At 62.1% G+C, this 23,869-nt stretch carries 28 protein-coding genes and 1 pseudogene; 15 read left to right on the forward strand and 14 right to left on the reverse strand.

The annotated features are described in order from the left end of the window. The 4 genes and pseudogenes from G5358_RS08500 to G5358_RS08515 form a co-directional block, all read right to left on the reverse strand. Positions 1-533: pseudogene (locus G5358_RS08500) on the reverse strand (electron transport complex subunit RsxC); the annotation flags it as partial. Positions 534-547: 14 nt separating this feature from the next. Continuing rightward, positions 548-1,126, reverse strand: coding sequence for an electron transport complex subunit RsxB (gene rsxB / locus G5358_RS08505; RefSeq protein WP_005350799.1), 579 nt, complete (start codon positions 1,124-1,126; stop codon positions 548-550). A 2-nt stretch (positions 1,127-1,128) separates the two neighbouring features. Continuing rightward, the gene (gene rsxA, locus G5358_RS08510; protein WP_005337600.1) at positions 1,129-1,710 is read right to left on the reverse strand and encodes an electron transport complex subunit RsxA; all 582 of its coding nucleotides are present in this window, start codon (positions 1,708-1,710) and stop codon (positions 1,129-1,131) included. Positions 1,711-1,908: 198 nt separating this feature from the next. Next, the gene (locus tag G5358_RS08515) at positions 1,909-2,553 is read right to left on the reverse strand and encodes an HNH endonuclease (protein WP_216978453.1); all 645 of its coding nucleotides are present in this window, start codon (positions 2,551-2,553) and stop codon (positions 1,909-1,911) included. 269 nt (positions 2,554-2,822) lie between these two features. Here G5358_RS08515 and G5358_RS08520 point away from each other — a divergent pair, with 269 nt between their 5' ends. Both G5358_RS08520 and G5358_RS08525 read left to right on the forward strand, forming a co-directional pair. After that, positions 2,823-3,290 (forward strand): hypothetical protein, encoded by a 468-nt coding sequence (locus tag G5358_RS08520; RefSeq protein WP_216953278.1) that lies wholly within the window; start codon positions 2,823-2,825, stop codon positions 3,288-3,290. Between the two features lie 163 nt (positions 3,291-3,453). Beyond that, positions 3,454-3,822, forward strand: coding sequence for a VOC family protein (locus tag G5358_RS08525; protein WP_216953279.1), 369 nt, complete (start codon positions 3,454-3,456; stop codon positions 3,820-3,822). A 122-nt stretch (positions 3,823-3,944) separates the two neighbouring features. Here the strand turns inward: G5358_RS08525 and G5358_RS08530 are convergent, their stop codons facing one another. Beyond that, positions 3,945-5,525 carry an alpha/beta hydrolase gene (locus G5358_RS08530; protein ID WP_216953280.1) on the reverse strand — a complete coding sequence of 527 codons (1,581 nt, stop codon included), beginning with the start codon at positions 5,523-5,525 and terminating at the stop codon, positions 3,945-3,947. 344 nt (positions 5,526-5,869) lie between these two features. Between G5358_RS08530 and G5358_RS08535 the strand changes: the two genes are divergently transcribed. Both G5358_RS08535 and rluF read left to right on the forward strand, forming a co-directional pair. Next, a complete protein-coding gene (locus G5358_RS08535; RefSeq protein WP_265177312.1) occupies positions 5,870-5,992 on the forward strand; it encodes a hypothetical protein in 123 nt (40 codons plus the stop codon). Further along, positions 5,982-6,998 carry a 23S rRNA pseudouridine(2604) synthase RluF gene (gene rluF / locus G5358_RS08540; protein ID WP_421323946.1) on the forward strand — a complete coding sequence of 339 codons (1,017 nt, stop codon included), beginning with the start codon at positions 5,982-5,984 and terminating at the stop codon, positions 6,996-6,998. The genes G5358_RS08535 and rluF overlap by 11 nt, the downstream gene beginning before the upstream one ends. Positions 6,999-7,050: 52 nt before the next feature. Here rluF and G5358_RS08545 read toward each other — a convergent pair whose 3' ends face one another. Next, positions 7,051-8,325 carry an MFS transporter gene (locus G5358_RS08545; protein WP_421323947.1) on the reverse strand — a complete coding sequence of 425 codons (1,275 nt, stop codon included), beginning with the start codon at positions 8,323-8,325 and terminating at the stop codon, positions 7,051-7,053. Then, complete coding sequence (locus G5358_RS08550; RefSeq protein ID WP_374996644.1) at positions 8,318-8,839, reverse strand: nucleoside deaminase; 522 nt, start codon at positions 8,837-8,839, stop codon at positions 8,318-8,320. Before G5358_RS08550 ends, G5358_RS08545 begins: the two co-directional genes overlap by 8 nt. Before the next feature lie 109 nt (positions 8,840-8,948). Between G5358_RS08550 and G5358_RS08555 the strand changes: the two genes are divergently transcribed. Next, positions 8,949-9,791, forward strand: a complete 843-nt coding sequence (locus G5358_RS08555) for a LysR family transcriptional regulator (protein WP_421323948.1) — start codon at positions 8,949-8,951, stop codon at positions 9,789-9,791. A gap of 77 nt (positions 9,792-9,868) precedes the next feature. Here G5358_RS08555 and rsmS read toward each other — a convergent pair whose 3' ends face one another. The 3 genes from rsmS to G5358_RS08570 form a co-directional block, all read right to left on the reverse strand. Continuing rightward, positions 9,869-10,024, reverse strand: a complete 156-nt coding sequence (rsmS, locus tag G5358_RS08560) for a pleiotropic regulatory protein RsmS (RefSeq protein ID WP_080768580.1) — start codon at positions 10,022-10,024, stop codon at positions 9,869-9,871. 95 nt (positions 10,025-10,119) lie between these two features. Next, complete coding sequence (locus G5358_RS08565; protein WP_421323949.1) at positions 10,120-10,590, reverse strand: acyl-CoA thioesterase; 471 nt, start codon at positions 10,588-10,590, stop codon at positions 10,120-10,122. Between the two features lie 20 nt (positions 10,591-10,610). Further along, positions 10,611-10,913, reverse strand: a complete 303-nt coding sequence (locus G5358_RS08570; RefSeq protein WP_227342393.1) for a hypothetical protein — start codon at positions 10,911-10,913, stop codon at positions 10,611-10,613. 141 nt (positions 10,914-11,054) lie between these two features. Between G5358_RS08570 and G5358_RS08575 the strand changes: the two genes are divergently transcribed. After that, on the forward strand, positions 11,055-11,693 hold the full coding sequence (locus G5358_RS08575; protein ID WP_005350838.1) for a tellurite resistance TerB family protein: 639 nt from the start codon (positions 11,055-11,057) through the stop codon (positions 11,691-11,693). Positions 11,694-11,847: 154 nt separating this feature from the next. After that, positions 11,848-12,306: a GNAT family N-acetyltransferase gene (locus G5358_RS08580; protein WP_421206461.1), complete on the forward strand. Its 459-nt coding sequence runs from the start codon at positions 11,848-11,850 to the stop codon at positions 12,304-12,306. Positions 12,307-12,399: 93 nt separating this feature from the next. Here the strand turns inward: G5358_RS08580 and G5358_RS08585 are convergent, their stop codons facing one another. Then, on the reverse strand, positions 12,400-13,815 hold the full coding sequence (locus G5358_RS08585; protein ID WP_216953288.1) for a PLP-dependent aminotransferase family protein: 1,416 nt from the start codon (positions 13,813-13,815) through the stop codon (positions 12,400-12,402). Positions 13,816-13,937: 122 nt separating this feature from the next. On the opposite strand from G5358_RS08585, the gene G5358_RS08590 reads away from it, so the two are divergent. The 8 genes from G5358_RS08590 (at position 13,938) to G5358_RS08625 (ending at position 20,423) form a co-directional block, all read left to right on the forward strand. Further along, positions 13,938-15,509 (forward strand): cytochrome ubiquinol oxidase subunit I, encoded by a 1,572-nt coding sequence (locus G5358_RS08590; RefSeq protein ID WP_421323950.1) that lies wholly within the window; start codon positions 13,938-13,940, stop codon positions 15,507-15,509. Next, positions 15,509-16,648 (forward strand): cytochrome d ubiquinol oxidase subunit II, encoded by a 1,140-nt coding sequence (gene cydB / locus G5358_RS08595; RefSeq protein WP_139462118.1) that lies wholly within the window; start codon positions 15,509-15,511, stop codon positions 16,646-16,648. Before G5358_RS08590 ends, cydB begins: the two co-directional genes overlap by 1 nt. Positions 16,649-16,664: 16 nt before the next feature. Continuing rightward, positions 16,665-16,775, forward strand: a complete 111-nt coding sequence (gene cydX / locus G5358_RS08600) for a cytochrome bd-I oxidase subunit CydX (RefSeq protein ID WP_005337572.1) — start codon at positions 16,665-16,667, stop codon at positions 16,773-16,775. Positions 16,776-16,904: 129 nt separating this feature from the next. Continuing rightward, positions 16,905-17,864 carry an MBL fold metallo-hydrolase gene (locus G5358_RS08605; protein WP_227342400.1) on the forward strand — a complete coding sequence of 320 codons (960 nt, stop codon included), beginning with the start codon at positions 16,905-16,907 and terminating at the stop codon, positions 17,862-17,864. After that, positions 17,857-18,186 carry a hypothetical protein gene (locus tag G5358_RS08610; protein WP_064338245.1) on the forward strand — a complete coding sequence of 110 codons (330 nt, stop codon included), beginning with the start codon at positions 17,857-17,859 and terminating at the stop codon, positions 18,184-18,186. The genes G5358_RS08605 and G5358_RS08610 overlap by 8 nt, the downstream gene beginning before the upstream one ends. Next, positions 18,174-19,031 carry a DUF692 domain-containing protein gene (locus G5358_RS08615; protein ID WP_421323951.1) on the forward strand — a complete coding sequence of 286 codons (858 nt, stop codon included), beginning with the start codon at positions 18,174-18,176 and terminating at the stop codon, positions 19,029-19,031. The genes G5358_RS08610 and G5358_RS08615 overlap by 13 nt, the downstream gene beginning before the upstream one ends. Continuing rightward, complete coding sequence (locus tag G5358_RS08620; protein ID WP_421323952.1) at positions 19,024-19,818, forward strand: putative DNA-binding domain-containing protein; 795 nt, start codon at positions 19,024-19,026, stop codon at positions 19,816-19,818. Before G5358_RS08615 ends, G5358_RS08620 begins: the two co-directional genes overlap by 8 nt. Continuing rightward, complete coding sequence (locus G5358_RS08625) at positions 19,815-20,423, forward strand: DoxX family protein (protein WP_421323953.1); 609 nt, start codon at positions 19,815-19,817, stop codon at positions 20,421-20,423. The genes G5358_RS08620 and G5358_RS08625 overlap by 4 nt, the downstream gene beginning before the upstream one ends. 114 nt (positions 20,424-20,537) lie before the next feature. Here G5358_RS08625 and G5358_RS08630 read toward each other — a convergent pair whose 3' ends face one another. The 3 genes from G5358_RS08630 to dkgB all read right to left on the reverse strand — a co-directional run bounded on the left by G5358_RS08630 (position 20,538) and on the right by dkgB (position 23,846). After that, the gene (locus G5358_RS08630) at positions 20,538-21,209 is read right to left on the reverse strand and encodes an NAD(P)H-dependent oxidoreductase (protein WP_216953293.1); all 672 of its coding nucleotides are present in this window, start codon (positions 21,207-21,209) and stop codon (positions 20,538-20,540) included. Positions 21,210-21,376: 167 nt separating this feature from the next. Next, a complete protein-coding gene (locus G5358_RS08635) occupies positions 21,377-22,555 on the reverse strand; it encodes an MFS transporter (RefSeq protein ID WP_201995468.1) in 1,179 nt (392 codons plus the stop codon). A 487-nt stretch (positions 22,556-23,042) separates the two neighbouring features. After that, a complete protein-coding gene (gene dkgB / locus G5358_RS08640; RefSeq protein ID WP_421323954.1) occupies positions 23,043-23,846 on the reverse strand; it encodes a 2,5-didehydrogluconate reductase DkgB in 804 nt (267 codons plus the stop codon). Positions 23,847-23,869 lie beyond the last annotated feature (23 nt).

The following is a 23,869-nucleotide window of genomic DNA, read 5'->3' on the forward strand; positions in this document are numbered from 1 at the left end:
GGTTCGCACTCCAGCCCATTGACGATCAGGATCTCGGTGAGCTGGCCGCGGCCGTCGAGCTTGCTGTGGGTCGGGAACACGGCGCCGCCAAGGCCCGCTACTCCCGCCTGCTGGATGCGTTCGAGCAGCTCGCCCCGCTCCAGATTCCAGTAATCGGGTTTGCCATTGCGCTCGCCCCACTCATCTTCCCCATCCGGGGTGAGAATGACGCAGAGATCGCCGAGCCCGGAGGGGTGGGCAACCGTGTGGTTGCCAATCTCGGTGATGGTGCCGGAGGTGGAGGCATGGACAGGGACGACCCGCCCCTTGGCATAACGGGTCAGCGGCTGCCCTTTTTTGACCTTGTCGCCCACCTGCACCAGCAGATCGCCGGCGGGGCCTGCGTGCTGGCGCAGCGGAATGATGAGACGTGGCGGCAGACCGGCGTCTACCACCGGGCTCTGGCTTGATTGCAGCTTGTTGTCGGCGGGGTGAATGCCACCGTGAAAGTCCCAGAGCGTGCCGGCTTTGATACGTTCGAGTAAGGAATGCATGGTTGCTCCGCTGTTTATTCCACTATCTTGACCGGAATCTTGCCCGGAACATGCACGTTATTGAGATCCCACTTCCAGTTATCGACCGTGGTGGGCACCGGGATCATCTCGATGCAGTCGGTCGGACAGGGATCGACACAGAGATCGCAACCGGTGCACTCGTTGGCAATCACGGTATGCATCGCCTTGGTTGCACCGACGATGGCATCCACCGGGCAGGCCTGAATGCACTTGGTGCAGCCGATGCACTGATCTTCGTGGATAAAGGCGACCTTTTTGACCGGCACGGCGGCCTCGTCACTGCCCCCCAGTGGCTGGGGCTCGACCCCCATCAGATCGGCAATCTTGCGCATGGTGGCCTCGCCACCGGGTACGCACTTGTTGATCTGATCGCCGTTGGCGAGCGCCTCGGCGTAGGGTTTGCAGCCGGGATAGCCGCACTGGCCACACTGGGTTTGCGGCAGCAGGGCATCGAGCTGGTCGACGATGGGGTCTGCTTCCACATGAAACTTGACGGCGGCAAAGCCCAGGATAATCCCGAACGCCAGCGCCAGCAGGGTGAGCACCAGAATGGCAAAGAGAATATGGATCATGGTTATATCTTGATAAGGCCGGTAAAGCCCATAAAGGCCAGCGACATCAGACCGGCGGTGATCATGGCAATCGACACCCCGCGAAACGGCGCGGGTACATCGGCGGCGACCAGACGCTCACGCATGGCGGCAAACAGGATCAACACCAGCGAGAAGCCGGTCGCGGCGCCAAAGCCGTAGATCACGCTCTGGATAAAGTCGTGTCGCTCATTGATGCTGAGCAGCGCCACCCCGAGCACCGCGCAGTTGGTGGTGATGAGCGGCAGGAAGATCCCCAGCAGGCGATAGAGGGTCGGGCTGCTCTTGCGCACCACCATCTCGGTAAACTGTACCACCACGGCGATCACCAGAATAAAGGCGAGGGTACGCAGATAGGCGATATCCAGCGGCAGCAGGATATAGTGCTCCACCAGATAGGAGCTGGCACTGGCGAGGGTCATCACGAAGGTGGTCGCCAGCCCCATGCCGATGGCGGTTTCCAGCTTGCCGGAGACTCCCATAAAGGGGCAGAGGCCGAGGAATTTCACCAGCACGAAGTTGTTAACCAGCACGGTGCCGATCAATAAAAGCAGGTACTCAGTCATCAATTACCGTCACTGAAAGTCGGGTTATCGGGGGGTTGAAGGCGGGCGGTATTATCTGACGTTAGGGCCAGTTAAACAACCGCAAGGCCGCATGGTTATTATGCAACTGGATAATTTAGCCGGGGTTTTGGGCAAGAATCCGGTGGGTTTTGCGCCAGTAAGCAACACTGCGTGAACAATCTACCTCTGAGTGGGTGATTATTCGCGAACGAGACGTTTAATCCGTTGATAAAGAACCTCGACAATCTCCGTTTTATTACAGCCGTAGTGCATCTCTCGGTGGCAATTAGGGCAAAGGGCTACCGTGTTGCTAACCGTATCTGAGCCACCCTCTGCTAACCCTTTCAGGTGATGTACTTCCAAGAAGGGTTCCCCTGCGACGGTTATAAAGGGAGCAGGTTCGTTACATGATTCACATTGTTGGGCTGCATTTTGCAGTACCCACTCCCTGACTTGCAGGTCTCGTTCATGACTGTTGGTGATGACATAACGTGATTGGGGCGTTTCGACCCCTTGTGGAAGCGGCTGTTCCAGCGCGTTTTTGTAAGAGCGAAGGTTAAGTTCCTGTTGGCGGATCAGGCGTTCGATATGCGTAAAAGCGGTTGCCCCCACATTTTTGGCGGGTTTTAACCCGGGGAGCCAATCTCGTCCCATTTCGGCACAGACATATGAGATGTTCTGCATCCGATATTCGAAGGATTTCTCCGTACGCCCGAATTGGCTCGCCAATTCCCGGTAATAGTGCTTTTTCACGAAGGGTTCACCAAGAGATGCTTTGGTTTGCATATCCAAATATGCAATAACCGCAGCCCTTAGCTCTTCTTCTGTCCAGTTATCGCTCAAAACCAGATCCTAATTAGAGGAGATAATGCTGTTGGGATTGGCCGGTATCATAGTGATAGACGGCGTCATCCGAGTGTGCTTTTATCGCCAGGCATATTAATCCAAACGACACCGCATTTCAGCTGTCATTTTGCGATAGCGTGCGCCCAGTCCATAAATTTATCTAAATAAATCAGTAAGCTATTTTTCATTTTCATGTTTCAGGCTCGCGATTGGATAGGCTACGCAACTATGTGCGTTGCACGTAATACACCCACAGGGAGGTGGTGATGGATCCGGTTTCCTATCTTTTTTCGGCTTATCTCAATCTGGTACAGCAGCAGGTTGCGGATATCTATGGCACTGAGGCCAAGACGCTGGTGGTGCAGTATGAAGGGGAGTCGGTTCCGTTCTCTTTTCAGCTGTGGCAGATCCAGCAGCCGAGCGTTTGTCGTCCCTACCAGCAGGATGTGCGGCGTTTTAGCCAGTGCACGGTCAAGGCGTCCGCCCTTTTTCACAAGCTGTGTGATGACTTGACCCGGCAGGATGACAGCAGCTGGCAACTGCCCAAATTTCGCACCATGTATTGCTCGGCAGCCGTCAGTTATCGGCCCCTTATCGCCGAAATAGGGGATGCCAAACAGAGTCCGGCCAAGCTGGCAGAGCGGGCTTGCAATCAGGCGATTCTGGCGGCGATGGATAGCGAAGATGAGACCCTGCAGGCCCAGCGGAATAAAGCGTGTGCAGCGGTGCAGTAACGCGAATTTATTTGACCAGATCATTTGCGTTTTCTTTGCGCGCCACGGCACACATGGGCTCTCTCTTGCCGGGTAAGATGGGGTTGCCCGCCGTGGCGGTAACAGTCGGATGCTTGCGGGCATATGTCGGTCACATCAGCCAGATCACCACCAGGAGGTAACCATGATCAGCCATATCGACCATCTGGTATTGACGGTCAGTGATATCGAACGGGCCGTGGCGTTTTACAGTTCGGTGCTCAATATGGAGGCCATCACCTTCGGTACGGGGCGCCGGGCGGTAGGGTTTGGCAACCAGAAGATCAATCTGCAGCTGCTTGGGCAGGAGCCGCGCAATCGGGCGCAGGTGGGGTCGGGGGATGTCTGCCTTATCACCCGCTGGCCGCTGGAGCAGGTGATGGCCCAGCTTGCCTGCCACGGGGTGGAGATTGTCGAGGGGCCGGTGACCAAAAGCGGTGCTTGTGGGCCGATAGAATCCATCTACTTCCTCGACCCGGATCAGAATCTGATAGAAGTGAGCATCTATCCCTGAGCCCACCAAGCCATCAGTCCCATCGCCATCATCAATAGAAAGGGGCCGTTAATTGACAGCCCCTTTCTCGTATCGCTATCGACCCAGCGCCAGTGGCTCTTTGCCGATTCTCCAGAAGCGCCCTAGAAAGGCGCACCGCTCTCGTCGCTCTCCTGTAAAAACTGCTCCAGCTCGGCCTGATAGGCCGCATCAGGTTGACCACTGCTGGCAGGGGTGACGGCGGCAGGACGAGCGACGGGAGGGGCGGTGAGGGTCTCCATCACCCGCTGCTGCAGATAGGGGTAGAAGGGGTTGGAGGAGGTGCGGGTGAGGGCGCCGGGGTTGACGATCAGCACTCCGCGCTCGCCACGCAGGGCCAGACCACCGAGGTTGATGCCGTATTGCTCCCGCTGCTGCGGGCGCGCCGCCATGCCATAGAGGGGGTCGTCCATCGGGAAGGGGAGCGCCACATGGGAGAGGGAGTAGATCTCTTTGGGATAATCGATACCCAGCGGGCGGAGCTGCTCAGGCTGATCTGCGCTGGCCAGCGTTCTGGCCTGCGTCGCGGGGGAGGCGGGGTCCACATTGCCCACCACGGTGAGGCGATAGTGCCCGGGGGCGTTTGGCAGCAAGCGGTGCAGCGCCAGCTCGGAGGCCGAGCTCATCAGCGGGCCAAACAGGGTACTGCGGTTGATATCAAACAGCACCAGTTCGCTGCCGTTGGCCGGCAGGTAGTGGTAGAGATCGGCAATGATGGAGCGAGTGCTGACGGTGTAGTCCATCACCGACTGGAAGGTGAGGGCGGGGGGAAACGCCGCCAGCTCGCCACTGGCGGCCAGCTGGCGCACCTGTTGCTGGATGGCGTGGGTCAGGCGATAGGACTGGCGCGCCCCGTTGACCGGAAACGAGTTGTACTTGAACGGGTTGAACTCCGGCATGGTGTCGAGCCAGGCGGCGTTGGCAAAGGCGGGCAGCAGAGCGGGCACGGCCTTGAGCCCGGCGAAGCGGGCAAAGCGGGTCACCCCGATCATCGGGGAGATCAGCACCAGCCGATCCGGTTTTGCCAGCGTGCCGCTCGGGTCGGCCAGCGCATCGAGCGCATATTTCACCGCTAGCGCGCCGCCGTTGGAAAAGCCCACCAGATGCAGCGGCCGCTTGCCCGGTGCCAGCAATCTGGCCTCCCGCACCGCCAGTCGGGTGGCGGCCAGCCAGGTTTCCCAATCCACATCTACGAGGCCAGCGGGCACTGTGCCGTGGCCGGGGATCCGCAGCCCCAGCGCGATAAAGCCCTGCTCCTGATAACGTCTGGCCAGATGGCGCAGGCTGTAGGGGGAGTCGGTCAGGCCGTGCAGCAGCACCGCCACCCCTTTGACTTCCCCCTCGGGGCGCAGCAGGTAGGAGCGGTTCCAGTTCTGCTGAAAGCGGGCGGGATTGATGGGGGCGTCCTGATAGTAGCGATTGCTGGCCAGTTGCTGCTCCGGCGGCGTCTTGGCAACCACCTCGGTGGCCACCAGCTCGAACAGCTCTGCTTCGCGGGCCAGATAGGCTTGCCAGTCGCTGCGATCGAGCTCATCGGCGCTGAGTTCGGGGGGCACCACTGTGTGCCACAGCTGCAGCGGCGCTGCCTGCCAGGCGAAGTAGGCGATCACCGCCCATGCGGTCAGCAACAGCAGCAACAGGGTCAGCAGAGCACGGCGAACAAGGCGGCGAGTGTGAGCCAGCATGGTGCAATCCTTGGCGATAGGGGTGGGGCCGCCTCTGGGCGGGCGAGTTCGGCGCAGCACCCTAGGCGCTGCCAATCGGCTTAAAGCCTAATGGAAACAAGGTGATATGTATAGTTGATGGCGTTCGGCCACGCTGGCTGTGGGCACCAGATCCCGCTGTTGGCATCAGGCTGGCCGTTCAAAGGTTGCATCGCGGCCATCTGGCGCTGTGAACTTATCCGCGGATGCCCGCTTGGGCGCTGCGATCTTGCAACTATCTGCCCCTGAGCGGGGGCAATTATGCTACTGTAGCGGCGTTTTTTGATGGATAAGCTGGCATTGGCCTTTTTTGAAGATGGAATGGTATGCAGAACTTTGACGTAGTGAATTGGCTGATGCAGCAAACAGCCTCCCCGGCGCAGCCGGAACAGGCGATGGCACAACCGGGCGCGGCCCAGACCCTGTGGCAGGTGCACCATGCTGGCTAACGAATCCATGCGCCTGAACAAATACATCAGCGAGAGTGGTATCTGCTCGCGCCGCGAGGCCGACCGCTTTATCGAGCAGGGCCACGTCTTTATCAACGGCAAGCGCGCCGGGATCGGCGATCAGGTGCAGGTTGGCGATCTGGTCAAGGTGAACGGTCAGGTGATCGAGCCGCGCGAGGCGGACAGTCTGGTGCTGATCGCCCTCAACAAGCCGGTGGGCATCGTCAGTACCACGGAGGCGGGCGAGAAGGACAATATCGTCGATTTCGTCAACCACAGCACCCGGGTCTTCCCCATCGGGCGGCTCGACAAGGATTCGCAGGGGCTGATTTTCCTCACCAACCACGGCGATCTGGTCAACAAGATCCTGCGGGCAGGCAACGATCACGAGAAAGAGTATCTGGTGACCGTCGACAAGCCGGTGACCGACGAGTTTGTGCGCGGCATGGCGGCCGGGGTGCCGATCCTTGGTACTGTGACCAAGAAGTGCAAGGTGAAGAAAGAGGCACCGTTCGTCTTTCGCATCACCCTGGTGCAGGGGCTGAATCGCCAGATCCGCCGCATGTGCGAACACTTCGGTTTTGAAGTGACCAAGCTGGAGCGTATCCGCATCATGAACGTCAGCCTCAAGGGGCTGCCGGTGGGCGAGTGGCGCGATCTCACCGACGACGAGCTGATCGATCTGTTCAAGCTGATTGAGGACTCCTCCTCCGAGGTGAAACCGGCCAAAGGCGACAAACCCAAGGCGGCCAAGGCTCCTGCGGCGCAAAGCGCCAAACCGGGGCAGGGCAAGAAGCCGCGCCGCGATGATGATCACGAGATTGGCGGTCGCCCCAATGTGCCGGGCCCGGAAGCCTTCGAGAAGAAGCTGCCGGTGGGCAAGGGTGGTGCGGGCAAAGGTGCAGCCAACAGGGGCGGTGCTGGCAAAGGGGCTCCCAAGGGAGGCAAACCGGCCGCAGGCAAGCCGCGCACCGCTAACAGCGGACGGCAGAAGAAGGGGCGCTAAGTTGCCCCCCTGAGCGGCGTCAGCCTACCTTGTCATCCCCAACACACCGGCCTCAGGCCGGTGTGTTGCTTTGGGTCGCAGAGTCGGTTGGGCGGGGAGCCGAAAGGGACGGCTCGCTGGCGGTCGGTAACCCCATAACGCGGGGGTAGTGGCGCGGGTCGAGGCGCAGCACCAGCAGGCTCATCAGCAGTAAGCCCCCCAGTTGCCACTGCCAGGCAGCTGCGAAGTCGCTCACATAGTGATAGAGCCGTGCCGCCACCCAGGGGCCGGTGGCCGCCAGCATAAAGCCGAAGCCCTGCATCAGGGCGCTCAGTGTGCCCGCGCGGCGCGGGTCGGGCAGGTGATCGAGCGCAATCACCATGATGAGCGAAAAACTGCCGCCAAGACCGGCGCCGCACAGCATGCACCAGAGAATGGGGGAACTGGCTGGCGCCAGCCATAGGCCGCCGAATCCCGCCAGCTGCATGGCGATGGCAAGGCCCATCCAGGGTCGTCGATCCAGACTGCGCGCCGCCAGCAGCGGCAAGCCGAGACCGCTGGCGGTCTGCGCCAGTGCCAGCCAGGCGACCAGCCCGCCAGCCTGTGCAGCGTTCCAGCCCTGCGCCATATAGGCGGGGGCCAGCCAGGCCACCACGATGCCGTAGCCGCTGTTGATGATGCCAAAGCAGACGATCAGCAACCAGCTGCGGGGCAAGGTGATCAGCCGCTGTTCGCCGTGGGGAATGGCGACCGCGGCGGCCCGTGGCAGACGCACTTTCCACCCTAGCCAGACGAGGGCCAGCAGCACCGGCAGGCTCCAGAGCGCCAGTGCCCGCGACCAGTCGAGGCTGACTGCAAGCCTTGGGGTGAGACTGGCCCCCAATGCCCCGCCCCCCATCATGCAGGCAGAGAAGATCCCCATCACCAGCGGCACCTTGTGGGCGAAGGCCTGCTTGATCAGTGCCGGCAGCACCCCCTGCACCAGTGCCGACCCCAATCCACACAGCGCCGCGCTGGCGATCAGCAAGGCACCGCTTTGGGCATCGAAGCGCATAGCGCTGCCAACGCCGAGCAGCAACAGGGCCAGCCCCAGCAGTTGGCACGCACTGGCGCGCCGACGCAGGCTGGGAGTGAGCAGCACGCCAATCCCGATGAGCCAGAGCGGCAGCAGGGTAAGCCAGGCGAGGGTGTCCATCCCCAGCGACAGGGCGCGGCCAATCTCGCCGCTCAGCGGGCCGATGGCGGTAAGAAAGGGGCGCAGATTCAGGCCAGTCAGGATCACCAGCACCAGCAGGGCAAACTGCTGGCGGCGCGCTTCTGCCGGGCGTTCGAAAGTCCCTTTACTCATGATCAGGCGCTGCTTGTTGCGGCTGGTGGCCGTAGAGATCCGCCGCCGTCATGGTGACGGCCAGTTTGACCAGCGGCAGAGGTGGCGGTGCCAGCGGCAGTCCCAGCGTTTGATAGGCGGCAGTGCTGTCAAAGCCGAACGGGGCCGCATCGGCGTTATCAAAGGCGTAATAGACGGCGGCTATACCGTTCATCACCAGCGCGCCGAGGCACATGGGGCAGGGGTGACCGCTGGCATAGACGATGCCGCCCGCGAGCGGCGCGCTCTGGCTTGCCTTGCGCAGCGCCTCCAGCTCGGCGTGACGGGTGGGATCGCCATCCAGATGAATGCCGTTGACCGCGCTCGCTACCAGCTGGTCATCGCGCACCAGCAGGGCGGCGAAGGGGCGACCGCCCTGCCGGTGATTTGCTCTGGCCAGTTGCACCGCCTGCTCCAGCCATTGTCGGTGAGTCTGGAGTGAGGTTGATGGGGTGAGCGAGCGAAGAGGGGTAGACGCTACAAGAGGCTGTGACATGATGAAAAACCCTGACTTGACAGAACAAATGCCAGCCTAGCGGCGAAAAAAGTCATTTGGAAATTAAATGATAGAATGAGTTTCAGTGGTTTTGTAAATGGAGTGCCCCATGCTGGATCCCCTGTTGCTGCGCAGTTTTGTCGCCATTATCGACACCGGCAGTTTTACCCGCGCCGGTGAACGGGTTCATCTGACCCAATCCACCATCAGCCAGCAGATCCGCCGCCTTGAGCAGCAGCTCGGCTGCCCGCTGCTCGATCGCGCTGGCCGAAGGGTAGTGGCGACGGCGGAGGGGGAAAAATTGCTGGGGCTGGCCCGCCGCATTCTGGCGCTGCTGGCGCAGGCCGAGGAGCAGGTGAGCGAGGGGAGCATATCGCTCAGCCTCGGGGTGCCGGAGGATTTCGCCGCCGGTGCCATCACCCCGGTACTGGCCGCCTTTGCCCGCGATTACCCCGAGGTACGGTTGGAAGTGCAAAGCGGCCTGAGCCACGAGATCTGGCAGCGTTTCGAGGCGGGAGAGCTGGATCTGGCGCTGGTCAAGCAGACGCGCGGGCAGGGTTCGCCCCTTGCCAGCTGGCGCGAGCCGCTGGTCTGGGTCGACAGTCGCGACTGGCCCGCACGGGAACGGGATCCGCTGCCGCTGGTGGTATTCCCGAGCGAAGGGCTCTATCGGCGGCAGATGACCGAGGCGCTCGATGGCCTTGGCCGGCGTTGGCGTATCGCCTATGTCAGCGCCAGCCTTGCCAGCTTGCAGGGGGCGGTGAGCGCGGGGATCGGGGTGAGCTTGCTGCCCAAACGGCTGATGCCCGCCGATCAGCTGGCCCTGACCCAGTGGCCCAAGGTGGCGCCGGTGGAGCTGGCCCTCCATGCCGGGGGAAGCGGGAGCGAGCCACTCACCCGCTTGAGCGCGGCCCTAATCGCCCTGTGCGACGAGGTGATGGGGCCGCAGTGAGTGGCTATGTGGGGAAAAAACTTCTGTGGGGAAAAACTGGCGTCGGAAAGATAAGGCAGAAAAAGTGCGGGGAGGGATCAGTGATCCTTCCCCTCCGCCAGCTTGCGCTCGTAATCCTGTTTCACAATGGCCAGTGCCGCCAGCACCAGCTCGGGAGCCAGCTCATTGGTTTCCAGCAGTTCAATCAGATCCACCGCGAGTTTTACCTCGGGCGGGGCAGTTTCCAGTGACATGGGCAGGGTTCCGGTTGCGGGAAGAGGGGGGATTATACAGGGGCGCCGCCGCAGGCCGAAAGCGCCCGCTGTATCGGGAAGGGGAATCACCAAGGTCAGAGGTGCTGGCGCATCTCCTTGTCGATCTCCTCGCGCAGGGCGATCAGCTTTTTGGCGTACTGCTGCAACTGCAGATCGCTCTCGCTTACCGGCTGCCACTGGGGCACTGGGGTCGGCTTGCCGTGCTCATCCATCGCCACGAAGATGATGATGCAGTGGGTGGTTTTGTGGCGCTCGGTGTCGGTGGGATGGCGGCTGTAGACATCCACCGCCAGATGCATGCTGGTGGTGCCGGTGTGGATCACCTGGGCTTGCACCTCCACCAGCTGGCCAATCTGGATGGGGCGCAAAAAGCGGATCCCCCCTACATAGACGGTCACCGCATAGCCGCCACACCAGCCAGCGGCGCAGGCATAGCCCGCCTGATCGATCCACTTCATCACCATGCCGCCATGCACCTTGCCGCCGAAGTTGACGTCAGAGGGTTCGGCCAAAAATTGCAGGGTCAGTTCACGGGGGGGGATCATGCTCTCTCCTTGGTTCGGGGTCATTGACGGTAGCTCTTGCGGTAGGCGTCAGCCTGTTGGCAGGGGGGCAGGTTGTTGAGGTCGGGCCGCTTGTTGCCCTCGCGCTGGCCGAAGCTGGTGAACTCCTGCTGACACTTGTCGGCCTTGCCGCCCTCCTTGATGCAGGCGTCGATCCGCTGTTGCTTGCCCTGCTCGACCAGTTGCTGCTGAGCTTGCTGGCAGGCGGCATCCAGCTTGGCCTGCTGGGCTGAGCGATCCAGCTCGCTGGCGGCACTGGCAGTGCCGCACAACAGCAGAACCACGAAAGGGGTGATGATGCGCATCCTGATGCTCCTTGTTGACCTGTTTCAGGTATACCGCGAATGGCGGCAGGATGCACAGGGGACGGCGCAATAATGGGGCCCATTCACTCTTGGTTCATCAGTCTGGCGCCAGCATGGGCCGAACAATAGCGAGGTGCCACGATGAAACAGATGCTGGAACAGTTGTTGGGGGCTGGCAAAGGCTGGCTCAACGAAGGCGGAGACAAGCGCAAGGGGCAGATGCAGGGAGCGCTGGCCGGCGGTGCGCTCGGTCTGCTGCTGGGCAATAAAAAAGTGCGCAAATATGGCAGCAAGGCCGCTGCCGTGGGCGGCGCTGCGGCCCTTGGCGGGCTGGCCTACAAGCTCTATCAGGATTGGCAGGCCCAGCAGGCGGCGCCCGCCCAGCCTACCCATCCCATCAGCGGGCTGGAAGGCAATGCGCTGGATGCCCGCGCGGCGCTTTTGGTGCGTGCCATGGTGGCCGCGGCCCGGGCCGATGGCCATATCGACGGCGCCGAGCGCCAGAAAATTCAGGAGTACCTGACCGAACAGGGTCAGAGCGATGTCGCCCGCTGGATTGACGCCGAGCTGGCCCGCCCCCTCGATCCCCACGCGCTGGCGCGGGAAGTGACCGACATGGAGCTGGCCACCGAGGTCTATCTCGCCTCCCTGCTCGCCATCGAGGTGGATCACTTTATGGAGCGAGGCTATCTCGACGAACTGGCGCGCGCCCTCAAGCTCGATGACAACCTCAAAGGCAGCATCGAGCGGCAGGTGGCCCAACTTAACGCCCCCGCCTGATACCCCTCATCGCCATGGATTGCCGATAACGCCCCGCTCAAGGGGCGTTGTTGTTTCTGCTGCCCGCCAAAAGATACGGATGAGCCTATTTGGATTGCGGGACACAGCCCCTAAGATGGCGCAGGACCATCACCATTTTTGCAAGGAGCAACCGTTGGAGATACGCAAGGCAAGCGAACTGGATATCGACGCCATTGTCGAGCTGAACCGGCAGATAGGAGAGATCCACCATCAACACTATCCCGAGGTGTTCTGCCCCCCTTCGACAGAGGCGCGGGCATTTTTGCTGAGCGCCATTGCCGCAGAAGGGCGTCTGTTCTGCGTTGCCGAGCAGGATGGCTGGGTGGTGGGCTTTTTGACGGCGCGGATAGACATCAATGAGAGCGTGCCTTTTCTCACCCGTGCGCCGATTTGCCGTATCGGCTCCGTGGTGGTGGATGAGCAGCACCGCTCCCGCGGGATTGGCAAGGCGCTGATCGCCCATTGCGATGAGTGGGCCAAGGCCCGTGATGCTCAGCAAATCCGGCTGGAGGTGATGGCCTTCAACGAGCGTGCCCAAGCGCTCTACGAGGCGCTGGGCTTCAAGGTGCAGTCGCAGATCATGGCCAGATAACCAGTTTCTGATGGCGAGCCAAGGCGCGTCACTCCCCAACTACACAAGCCCGTTACGGGCCTTTGTTCGTTTCGCCAACGGCTCTTTGCCACGTTACTTTTCACCGAGCTGCGCGGCAATCAGCTCCGCCAGCCGGGTGAGGGCCTGCTCCAGCTGCTCGCTCCAGGGATGGGAGCTGTTGAGGCGCAGGCAGTGGTTGTGTTGCCCCTGACTGGAGAAGAGCGCGCCGGGGGCCACTGAAAAACCGCTGCCCAGAGCCTTGGCGTGCAGGGCGCGGCTGTCGAAATGGGCAGGCAGCGCCAGCCAGAGGAAGTAGCCGCCATCGGGGGAGGAGATCCGCACCTCGTCCGGCAACAGTCGTTGCAGGGCCGCCCGCATCTGCTGCTGGCGCTGGGCCAGGGTGTGGCGCAGGCGGCGAAAGTGGGCATCGACCCCGCCCTGGCGCAGCATCTCGGCCAGCGCCAGCTGGCTCGGTACATTGGTGGAGAGGGTGGACATCAGTTGCAGCCGCTGCACCCGCTCGGCATGGGGCCCCGCCACTACCCAGCCGACCCGAAAGCCCGGTGCCAGACACTTGGAAAAGGAGCTGCAGAGCAGGCTGTCGCCACGCTGATCCCAGTGGCGGATCGGCTTGGGGCGCTCGCGGCCGAAGTAGACCTCCGCATAGACGTCATCCTCCACCAGCGGCACCCCGTGGCTGTTGAGCAGTTCCATCAGTTGCGCTTTGTGACCATCCGGCATGGTGTGGCCCAGCGGGTGCTGTACATTGCCCATCAGCCAGCACGCCTTGATCGGCATCTGGCTGAGGGCATCTTCCAATAGCGCCAGATCGATGCCCACCCCCGGGATCACCGGGATCTCCACCGCCTTGAGTTTCAGCCGCTCGATGGCCTGCAGGGCGCCATAGAAGGTGGGGGACTCCACCACCACCCAGTCACCGGGCTCGGTCAGCACCTGCAGGCTGAGGGAGAGCGCCTCCATGGCGCCGGTGGTGATGATGATCTCCTGCGGATTGACCGCCACTCCGTCGCTGGCGTAGCGCTGGGCGATGGCGCGGCGCAGCGCTTCGTTGCCGGGGGGCAGGTCGGCCACCGTGCTGAAGGGATCGAGCTTGCGCATGCAGCTGGCCAGGGCCCGCCCGAGCTGGGGATGGGGGAACAGGGTCGGGTCTGCCACTGACATGCCAAGGGGCACCAGATCCCGCGATTTGCTCGCCTGCAACACCTCGAACACCAGATCGTTGATATCCACCGAGCCGCTGTAGTGGGTCTGGCTCGGCGTGTGCTGCACGACCTGTGGTGAGGCGGCTTTGACGTAGTAACCGGACTGGGGGCGGGCGAGGATCCGCCCCTGACTCTCCAGCAGTTGATAGGCCTGCAGCACCGTCATGGGGCTGAGCCCGTGGGTCTTGCAGCTCTGGCGAATGGAGGGGATGCGCTCCCCCGGTTGCCAGATACCATCGTCGATCTGGCTTTGCAGGCGGTCGGCCAACTGCTGGTAAAGAGACATGATCTGGATCAACTGTTATAGGTGTAATTCAATATAACTGCATCTGTTATAGGTGTCATGCTCCGTGATGTACTTGTCACGCACGAAACGTGCAAGGCAAATACAACAAAAGAGAGTGACGCATGATCAATCCGGATGACGTGGTCAGCCTGTCTCGCCTGCAATTTGGCGCCACGGCCCTGTTCCACTTCCTGTTTGTGCCCCTCACGCTGGGGCTGTCCTGGATCCTGGTGATCGCCGAGTCGGCTTATGTGATGACCGGCAAGGTGATCTATCAGGACATCACCCGCTTCTGGGGCAAACTGTTTGGCATCAACTTCGTCATGGGGGTCACCACGGGGATCACCATGGAGTTTCAGTTCGGCACCAACTGGGCTTACTACTCCCACTATGTGGGGGACATCTTCGGTACTCCGCTGGCCATCGAGGGGCTGATGGCCTTCTTCCTCGAATCGACCCTGGTGGGGCTCTTCTTCTTCGGTTGGGACAAGCTCTCCCGCGGCAAGCACCTGCTGGTGACCATGCTGGTGGCGCTCGGCTCCAATCTCTCCGCGCTCTGGATCCTGATCGGCAACGGCTGGATGCAAAACCCGGTGGGGGCCGAGTTCAACCTGCTGACCCAGCGCATGGAGCTGGTAGATATCGCCGCCGTGCTGTTCAACCCGGTGGCGCAGGTGAAGTTCGTTCACACCGTCGCGGCGGGCTATGTGGCGGCCTCCATGTTCGTGATGGGGGTGAGCAGCTGGTATCTGCTGCGCAAAACCGAGGTGCAGTTTGCCCTGCGCTCCTTCGCCATTGCCTCCGGCTTCGGGCTGGCGGCCATCCTCTCGGTCATTGTGCTCGGGGATGAGTCGGGCTATCGCACCGGCGAGGTGCAGAAGGTGAAGCTCGCCGCCATCGAGGCGGAGTGGGAGACCGAGCCAGCGCCAGCTTCCTTTACCCTGTTCGGCTTCCCGGATCAGACTGCCGAGACCACCCACGCAGCCATCAAGATCCCGTATCTGATGGGGATCATCGCTACCCGCTCCATCGACGAGGCGGTGACCGGCCTCAAGGATATCAAGGTGCAGAACGAGGCGCGCATCCGCAGCGGCATGGTGGCGGCCGAGGCTCTCGACCAGATCCGGCAGGGCGCTAATACACCTGCCAACCGCGCCCGCTTCGAGCAGCACGGCAAGGATCTCGGCTACGGCATGCTGCTCACCCCCTATGCCAGCAATATCGCCAAGGCCGGTGAGGCGGAGATTGCCAAAGCGGTCGATGACTCCATCCCGCCAGTGGCGCCGCTGTTCTGGGGCTTTCGGGTGATGGTGGGGCTTGGTATCACCATGCTGGGGCTGATGGTGGTGAGCTTTGTCCAGCTCTGCCGCAACCGGCTGCAAGACTCGCCACGGCTGCTCAAGACCCTGCTCTGGAGCATTCCGCTGCCCTGGATTGCCATCGAGGCGGGCTGGCTGGTGGCCGAACTCGGCCGTCAACCCTGGACCATCAGCGATGTGCTGCCGGTCTCGGCCTCGGTCTCTTTGCTCCAGCCGGGCCAACTCTGGTTCAGCCTGATCGCCATCTGTTCCATCTACACCCTGTTGCTGGTGGTGGAGTTGTTCCTGTTGCGCCATGTGATCCGCAAGGGGCCCGCCATTCTCCATACCGGCCGCTACAGCGGTGAACAACCCGAACTTGCGAGGATCGCCTGATGGATTACGCAACCCTGAAACTCATCTGGTGGGCGCTGGTGCTCTTCATGATGGTCGGTTTTATCGTGATGGATGGCTTCGATCTCGGCATCGCCATGCTGCTGCCGGTGGTGTCGAAAGATGACGACGACCGCCGTCTGGTGATCAACAGCGTGGGACCGGTGTGGGAGGGCAATCAGGTGTGGCTGATTGCCGGTGCCGGAGCCCTGTTCGCCGCCTGGCCGCTGGTTTATGCCGCCGCCTTCTCGGGGCTTTACATCCCCATGGTGGTGCTGCTGCTCGGGCTATTTTTGCGTCCGGTCGGCTTTGACTATCGCAGCAAGCTGGCCGATCCGGTGTGGCGCCGCTGGTGGGATCGGGCACTGGTGGCCGGTGGCCTGATACCGGCGCTCATCCTCGGTGCGGCTATCGGTCTGGTGATGGAAGGGCTGCCGTTTCGCTTCGACACGGCGCTGCGTCTGCACTATGGCGCCTTCGACTTCCACTGGGGCTGGTTGCTCTCGGTGCTGGCCACTGCCATCAGTCTGCTGCTGCTGCACGGCGCCGGTTTTCTGCAAGCCAAGGTCACCGGCACCCCTGCGCTGCGGGCTCGGGGGATCGCCATCCTGCTGGCCCCGCTAGTGAGCCTCTGCTACCTGCTGGCCGGCTGGCATCTGGTGGATCTGCAAGGGTTTCAGCTGACCGGTGTCGGTACACAACCTTTTGACCCGAATGCTGCCATCAGCCCGCTGATGAAGGGGGTGATCCCCCACGCCGGAGGCTGGCTGCGCAACTACTTTGACTATCCGCTGCTGTGGCTGGTGCCGATCATCGGGGCGCTGGCGCCGCTGGTGAGCGGGATTGCCTCCTGGCTGGAGCGGGGCCGGATTGCGCTACTGGCCAGCGCCATCGCCTGCGCCGCCATGCTCTGCTCGGTGGCCATCGCCCTGTTCCCCTTCGTGCTGCCCTCATCCCTCGATGCGGTCAGCAGCCTGACCCTGTGGGACAGCACCTCCAGCTACAAGACCCTGGCCATCATGTTCGGCCTCGTGCTGGTGCTGATGCCGGTCAACCTCGGCTACACCGGCTGGGTCTATCGGGTGGTGCGCGGCAAGCTCGACCGTGCCCGCATCAAGCGCGACAGCCATCAACTCTACTGACCTCAAGGGATCTGCTATGTGGTACTTCACCTGGATTTTGGGCCTCGGATTCGCCCTGCTGTTGGGCCTGTGCAACCTGCTCTGGCTGGAAGCGCGCTGGCAGGCGGACGAACGGGACGGTAACTGACGGCGGGGGCTCGCGCCCCGCCACGGCCGGTGGTGGGCGTTCACTCGTCGCCATCGGCCCCTCTCTCCCCCTCTTTAAACGACACAAACGACACACTTTCAACCGACAACCAACCGACAGGTAATTGTGATGAAACAGAGATTGAAAGCGGTGGCGCTGGCCATCGGGTGCGCGCTCACCGTCGCCCCGGCCTGTGCCGAACCGGTACAACTGACGCCACTGGATAAAACCTTCACCCTGCAGGTGCTCGGTAGCGGCGGCCCCATCTCCGACGATCAGCGCGCCTCCTCCAGCGAGGTGATCTGGTGGAAGGGGAAATCCCGCATCCTGATCGATGCCGGTGGCGGCGTCTACCTGCGCTTCGGTCAGGCGGGGGCCAAGCTCGAAGAGGTCGATTTTATCGGCATTACCCACTTTCACACCGACCATGTGACCGACCTGCCCGCCCTGCTCAAGGGGGCCTACTTCTTCGAGCGCAGCGATCCGCTGGATCTGGCGGGGCCCGAGGCAGGTTCGGCCTTCCCCAGCATGAGCGGCTACTTTGATGCCCTCTTCAACAAAGACAAGGGCGCTTATGCCTACCTGAGCGGTTTCAAGGATGGCACCGATGGCCTCTTCCCCATCACCTTGCACGATGTGCCCTACCAGAGCCCGCAGCCTCACACCGTCTATCAGCAGGATGGGCTGACCATCACCGCGCTCGGCATCCCCCACGGTGACGTGCCCTGTCTGGCCTACCGGATCCAGAGCGCCGAGGGGACCATCGTTATCTCTGCGGATCAGAACGGCAGCAACCCGGCCTTTGTGCCGTTTGCCAAGGGGGCCGACATTCTGGTGATGCCGCTCGCCATCCACGAAGGGGCCGACCCGGTCTCCGCCTCGCTTCACGCCAAGCCGTCGGTGGTGGCCAAGATTGCGGCCGAGGTGAACCCCAAGCTGCTGGTGCTCAACCACTGGATGGGGGTTGGCCTCAATCACAAGAAAGAGGCGATGGCCATCGTCAAGCAGCAGTTCCACGGTCAGATCGTGGCCGCCCGCGATCTCTCCAGTTACCCCGTTTCAGCAGTCAAGGAGTCCGCTCATGAGTAACTCAAGCAGCAACAAAACCACCGGCAAACTGACCCTCTCCATCGCCATGACCAGCCTGATTGCCCTGACACCGGGGCTGGCGCTGGCGGCCACCCCGAGCGATGCGCCGGTCAAGGCCGCCCCCAGCGAACAGCACGGCGGCAAGTGTGCGGCGGGCAAGTGCGGCACCGAGAAGCGCTTCGAGAAGCAAGCCCTCGACAGTGATCCGCAGGGGCGGCTGGTGCGCGCCCGCGATGGCAAGTGTGGCGTGGCGGGCGAGGGGATTGATGGCGACAGATCCAGCAACGGCAGCAAGATGACGGAGGGGGTATGCGGCCAATAAGCTCCCGCAGTCGGGGGATCGGGCTGCGTCAGGAGCATCTGGATGCGCTCTGCTCCGGTCCCGTCCGCCCCGGCATCGACTTTCTCGAACTGGCGCCGGAGAACTGGATGGCCATCGGCGGCGCCAAGCGGGCGCAACTGCACCAGCTGGCCGAGCGTTACCCGCTGGTGGCCCACGGCCTCAGCCTCTCCCTCGGCGATTGCCAGCCCCTCAATCGCACCCTGCTCAGCCAGATCCGCACCTTTCTGGACGAGTTCGGCATAGAGATCTACAGCGAGCACCTGAGCTTTTCCCGCGACCAGCAGGGGTATCTTTACGAACTGCTACCGGTGCCGCGCCAGTGGGAGAACATCCCCTATCTGGCAGAGCGGATCGCGCAGGTGCAGGAGGCGCTGGCCCGCCCGCTGGTGCTGGAAAATATCTCCTACTACCACGGCTATGACCACGAGATGCCGGAGGAGGATTTTCTCGCCGAGCTGGTGGCGCGCAGCGGCTGCGAGCTGTTGCTCGATATCAACAACGTCTTTGTGAACAGCCGCAACCACGGTTACTGCCCCAAGCGGATGATTGCCGGGCTGCCGAGCAGTGCGATCCGCTATTTCCATATCGCCGGTCATCTGGAAGAGGCGGATGGCACCTTGCTGGATACCCATGGTCGTCCGGTCTGTGAGGCGGTGGTAGCGCTGGCCCGTTATACGGTGCAGACCCACGGCCTGCGCCCCCTGCTGCTGGAGCGGGATCACCATCTGCCACCGCTGGCAGAGCTGGAGGCCGAGCTGGCGCGGGTGCACGGCGCCTGTTGCGAGGCGATAGACCGTCAGGTGCGGGAGGTGCGTTATGGATAGACGGTTATCCCTGATCACTGCGCCTAAAACGGCGCCGCAGCGAATGCAGCAGCAGACCGCCTGGCTGGCGAGCCGGGTGCGGCTGCCGCAGGATGGCATCGCCAGCCACTATGCCCGCAGCGTGCGCGCCAATTTGGAGTCGGTGCTGGAGAGCGCTTTTCCGCTCACCCACGCTCACTGGGCACCGGTGGATAGGTGGCAGCTGGTGGAGGGCTTTGTCATCGCGCACGGCGCCGAGGCCCCCGAGTTTCACCATATCGCCACCGAGTTTGTCCGCTATGTGCAGCATCGCCACGGCGAGGGCTCTCTCAACTGGCCCAAGCAGCGGCTGGCGCTGCTGGAGTACGAGTGGGCCTGCCTCTGTGTCGAGATTGATGAAGGGGTGGTGCCGCAAGTTATATCGGGGGTTGAGGTGACGGCGGAGAGTCCGCTTGTGCTCAATCCCACCCTGCAACTGCTGGAGATCCCCTTCGCCATTCGTCGCAGCGGCGTGGTGCCGACCCGGCAGGGCAACCACTTCTATGGCCTGTTTCGCAGCCCGGAGCATCAGGTGGTGACCCAGCGGTTGCGCGAATGGGATGTGGCGCTGATCCAGTTGCTGCAACAGCAGCCGGGGATCACTCAAGCCGCGTTCAAGCAACAGGTGCAACAGGTTCGCCGTGATTTTGATCTGACAGGGTGGGCACGCCATTTTCACCGGCTGGGTCTGTTGATCCTGCCCGTCGGTGAGCGCCAGCCCGGCGCCCCCTTGCACCCATTTAGCAAACACCAAGGAGAATTCCCATGAACAATCCCCTGATCCAGTGGTACGAGCGGGCGGTGGCCCAGTGCAAGCGGCTCGATTTTCTGGCCCTGCTGGCCATTCGTCTCTATCTCATTCCGGTCATCTATGTGGGGGCCCACTCCAAGGTGATGGGCTTTGCCGGTACCGTCGCCTGGTTTGGTGCGCCAGTCTCGGAAGGGGGGCTCAACCTGCCGTTCCCGACCCTGCTCGCCTTTCTGGCTGCGGGCACCGAGGTGCTGGGCTGCATCTGCATCGCCCTTGGCCTCTTTACCCGCATCATGGCCATTCCCACCATCTTCCTGATGAGCGTGGCGAGCGCCATGGTGCACTGGAAGCACGGCTGGGATGCCATCGCCACCGGCAGCATGGAGGCCACCTTGCGCCTCAACGGCTTTATCGAGTGGCTGGCGGCGAATTTCCCCGGTCGCTACAACTACATCACCGAGCTCGGGGATCCCGTGATGCTCAACAACGGGATGGAGTTTGCCGCCACCTACTTCGTGATGCTGCTGGTGCTGCTGGTTTACGGCGGTGGCCGCTACGTCAGCCTCGACTACTGGCTCAAACGTGCCGTGACCGGCAAAGCAGGCGTGCAACAGGCGGCATAAGACCCGCTAACGGATAACAAAAACCATAACGACAGAGCGTGAAAAACAGCGAGCGGCCGGGTGCCGCTCGCTGTTTTTGTGCTTTTGGGGGGAGAGTGTCAGCTGCGTCAGCCGTTACAGGTAGCGGCCGACCGCGATGGGGGACTCCTGCTCAATCTGGCCAAGGCGCTCGGCCCACTGGGCGAGCCAGGTTTCCCGCTCTTCTTGCGAGACCCGCACCGGGGCATAACAGATATGGGGGCGCAGCACGTCGAAGCCGACAAATTGCAGGATCCCGCGCTGGATGGGGCGCAGCACCCCGTCGATATCGCCGTTGAAGCCGTCGGGCAGATAGGTCTCGGCGGGGCCGCCGGTGGTGAGGCTCAGCAGCGCCCGCTTGCCGCGAAACTTGCCGCTCTCGTAGATATGACCCTGACCATAGACTCGCCCCATGGCAAAGACCCGATCCACCCACCCCTTGAGAATGGCGGGCAGGCCAAACCACCAGAGCGGGAACTGGAAGATCAGCAGATCGGCCGCCTCCAGCTTTTGCATTTCCTGCTCCAGCTGCGGGGCAAAGCTGCCCTGCTCGGTGGCAGCCAGCTCTTCAAGCTGCAGCTTGAGAAAATCGGGATCGCTGGCGGCAGTGAAGTTGCGCCGATCCGAGACGGGATCAAAGCCCATGGCATAGAGATCGCTGGTCATCACTGTGTGGCCCGCCTGCTCCAGCACCCTGATGGCGTGGCAGAAGAGGGCACCGTTGAAACTTTTGGGTTCGGGATGGGCATAGACGATAAGCACCTTCATAACAGACTCCGTGGCAAATGATGCGAGGGTGACAGGCTTGGTTACTGAAAAAGTGACTGGAACAGTTGCTGAAATAGTTGCCGGGTTGACGCTGTGTCACAGCATAGAAGCCTGCCGCACCGATTGCAGCAGGCGCCACGCCCTTGCGTGACGCCTGCTGGCGCAGCTTATGCCTGACAGGCGGCGAGCCGGACGGCTTCGCGGCGCTCGCTGACATGGGTCAGTCCGTAGGCCAGCAGTACGATAAGGGCGCCGATCCAGGGGGTGTGCATCAGGCCGAGGTGCTCCACCACCAGGCCACCGACGACGGAGCCCAGCGCGATGCCAACGTTGAAGGCGGCGATATTGAGGCCGGAGGCCACATCCACCGCCTTGGGGGTGTGCAGCTCGGCCTGTTTGACCACCAGCACCTGCAGACCCGGCACGTTGCCGAAGGCAAAGGCGCCCCACACCAGCACGGTCAGCACGGCCAGCACCGGATGGGGGGCGGTGAAGGTGAGGGCCAGCAGCACCAGCGCCAGACCGGCAAACAGCAGCTTGAGCGCCGGCAGGGGACCCATCTTGTCGGCCAGCTTGCCACCCCAGATATTGCCGATGGCGACCGATACCCCGTACACCAGCAGGATCAGGCTCACCGCACCGGCGCTAAAGCCGCTCACCTGCTGCAGGATGGGGGCGAGGAAGGTGAAAGCGGTGAAGGCGCCGCCATAACCGAGGGCGGTCTTGGCGTAGACCAGCAGCAGCGGCTTCTTGGTCAGTACCGAGAGTTGCTCGCGGATGGTCGAGGCTGCTCCCTTGGGCAGGTTGCCCGGGATCAGCAGCAGGCTACCCACCATGGCGATGAGGCCCAGCAGGCTTACCACCAGAAAGGTTTCACGCCAGCCAAAGACCTGACCAATCCAGGTGCCGAGCGGTACGCCTGTCACCAGCGCCACGGTAAGGCCGCTGAACATGATGGCGATGGCGCTCGCTGCCTTCTCTTTGGCCACAAGACCCGTGGCGATGGTGCTGCCTACCGAAAAGAAGACCCCGTGCGCCAATCCGGTCAGGATGCGGGCCACAATCAGGCTCTCGTAACCGGGGGCCTGCCAGGCCAGCAGGTTGCCGGCGGTAAAGAGCGCCATCAGCCCTACCAGCAGCCACTTGCGCGGCACCTTGCCGGTCAGCGCTGTGAGCACGGGGGCGCCGATGGCTACGCCAAGGGCATAGAGGCTGACCAGAAGGCCCGCCGAGGGAAGCGAGACATTGAGCTGCTCGGCAATGGTGGGGATAAGCCCCACGATCACAAATTCGGTGGTGCCTATCGCAAAGGCACTCAGGGTAAGGGCAAATAACGCCAGTGGCATAACAACTCCTTGGTTAGGGACTCCCGACGGGAGAATGGCGCCAGTATGCCGATGGGTTTTGTTGGCAAAAATGACGGTGACATCAAATTACTTTTGCCAAATCAGCAGCAATGGCGATGAGTAGGAGGGGAATGGGAGAGACAAGAGTGGCCGCAAAGAGGGGGGAAGAGAGATGAGATCGAAGTGACTGGAAAGCAGAGACAAAGCGTGTTGAGCGAGTAGGGTATAAAGAGGAAACGGGGGCGGGGGTAATGGAAGGAGACAGGGTTGGCTGAACCTGCTGTGCGTGGGGGAATGAGCAACGAGTGAGATGAAAGGGCAAAAAAAGCGGGAGGCATGATACCTCCCGATTTTGCTGAAAAATGTCGTTGAGCGTTATTTGCACCCTTCTCCCGTCGGGAGAGGGGATAGTTCGCAGTTGCAATAGGCTCGTGAGAGTTGCCGGTATCCGCCGTCGAAGCAAGAGAGCCCATGTCTCCCTTCCCGTTTAATCCCAATCTGGTGCAAAGTCCGGGTTGGCGCAGCGCTCACCCCGATCCAGCGTGGCGATGGCGGCCATCTCCTCGCTGCTCAAGGCGATATCGAGAGCGGCCAGATTGGCAGCCTGATTCTCCCGCTTGGTGGAGCTCGGGATCACTGTCATGTCCTGCGCCAGCAGCCAGGCCAGCGACACCTGTGCAGCCGATACCCCGTGGCGTTTGCTAATCTCCATCAGCAGCGGCTCGCTCAGCACCTTGCCATAGGCGAGCGGCATATAGGCGGTGACGGCGATACCGTTAGCTTTGCAGAACTCGACCACCTTGCGGTTTTGCAGCAGGGGATGAACCTCGATCTGCTGGTGGGCGATGGCCCCAGGCCCCAAAATCTCGATAGCCTGTTTGAGCTGGGCCACGGTGAAGTTGGAGACCCCGATCTCCCGGGTCAGGCCCCGGGCCTTGGCCTCGGTCAACTGCTCCAGATAGACTGCCATCGGCACCTCATCCTTGGGGGAGGGCCAGTGGATCAGCGCCAGATCCAGATAGTCAGTGCCCAGTTTTTCCAGGCTTACCTCCAGGCTCGGGAGCACCTTGCCCGGGCCAAACTCGCTGGTCCACACCTTGGTGGTCAGGTAGATCTCGTGGCGGGCAACAGTGCTGCGGGTCAGCACGGCGCCGACTTCGGCTTCGTTGTCATAGATCTGGGCGGTATCGATATGGCGATAGCCCAGCTCCAGACCGTTGGTCAGGGTGGCAAGCAGCGGCTCGCCCTTCAGGCGGAAGGTGCCCAGACCCATGGGTGGCATATTGATCATCTTATTCCTCAATGGGGTGGTGG

Source organism: Aeromonas sp. 604176 (genome assembly GCF_049170755.1).
GTDB lineage: Bacteria > Pseudomonadota > Gammaproteobacteria > Enterobacterales > Aeromonadaceae > Aeromonas > Aeromonas veronii_A.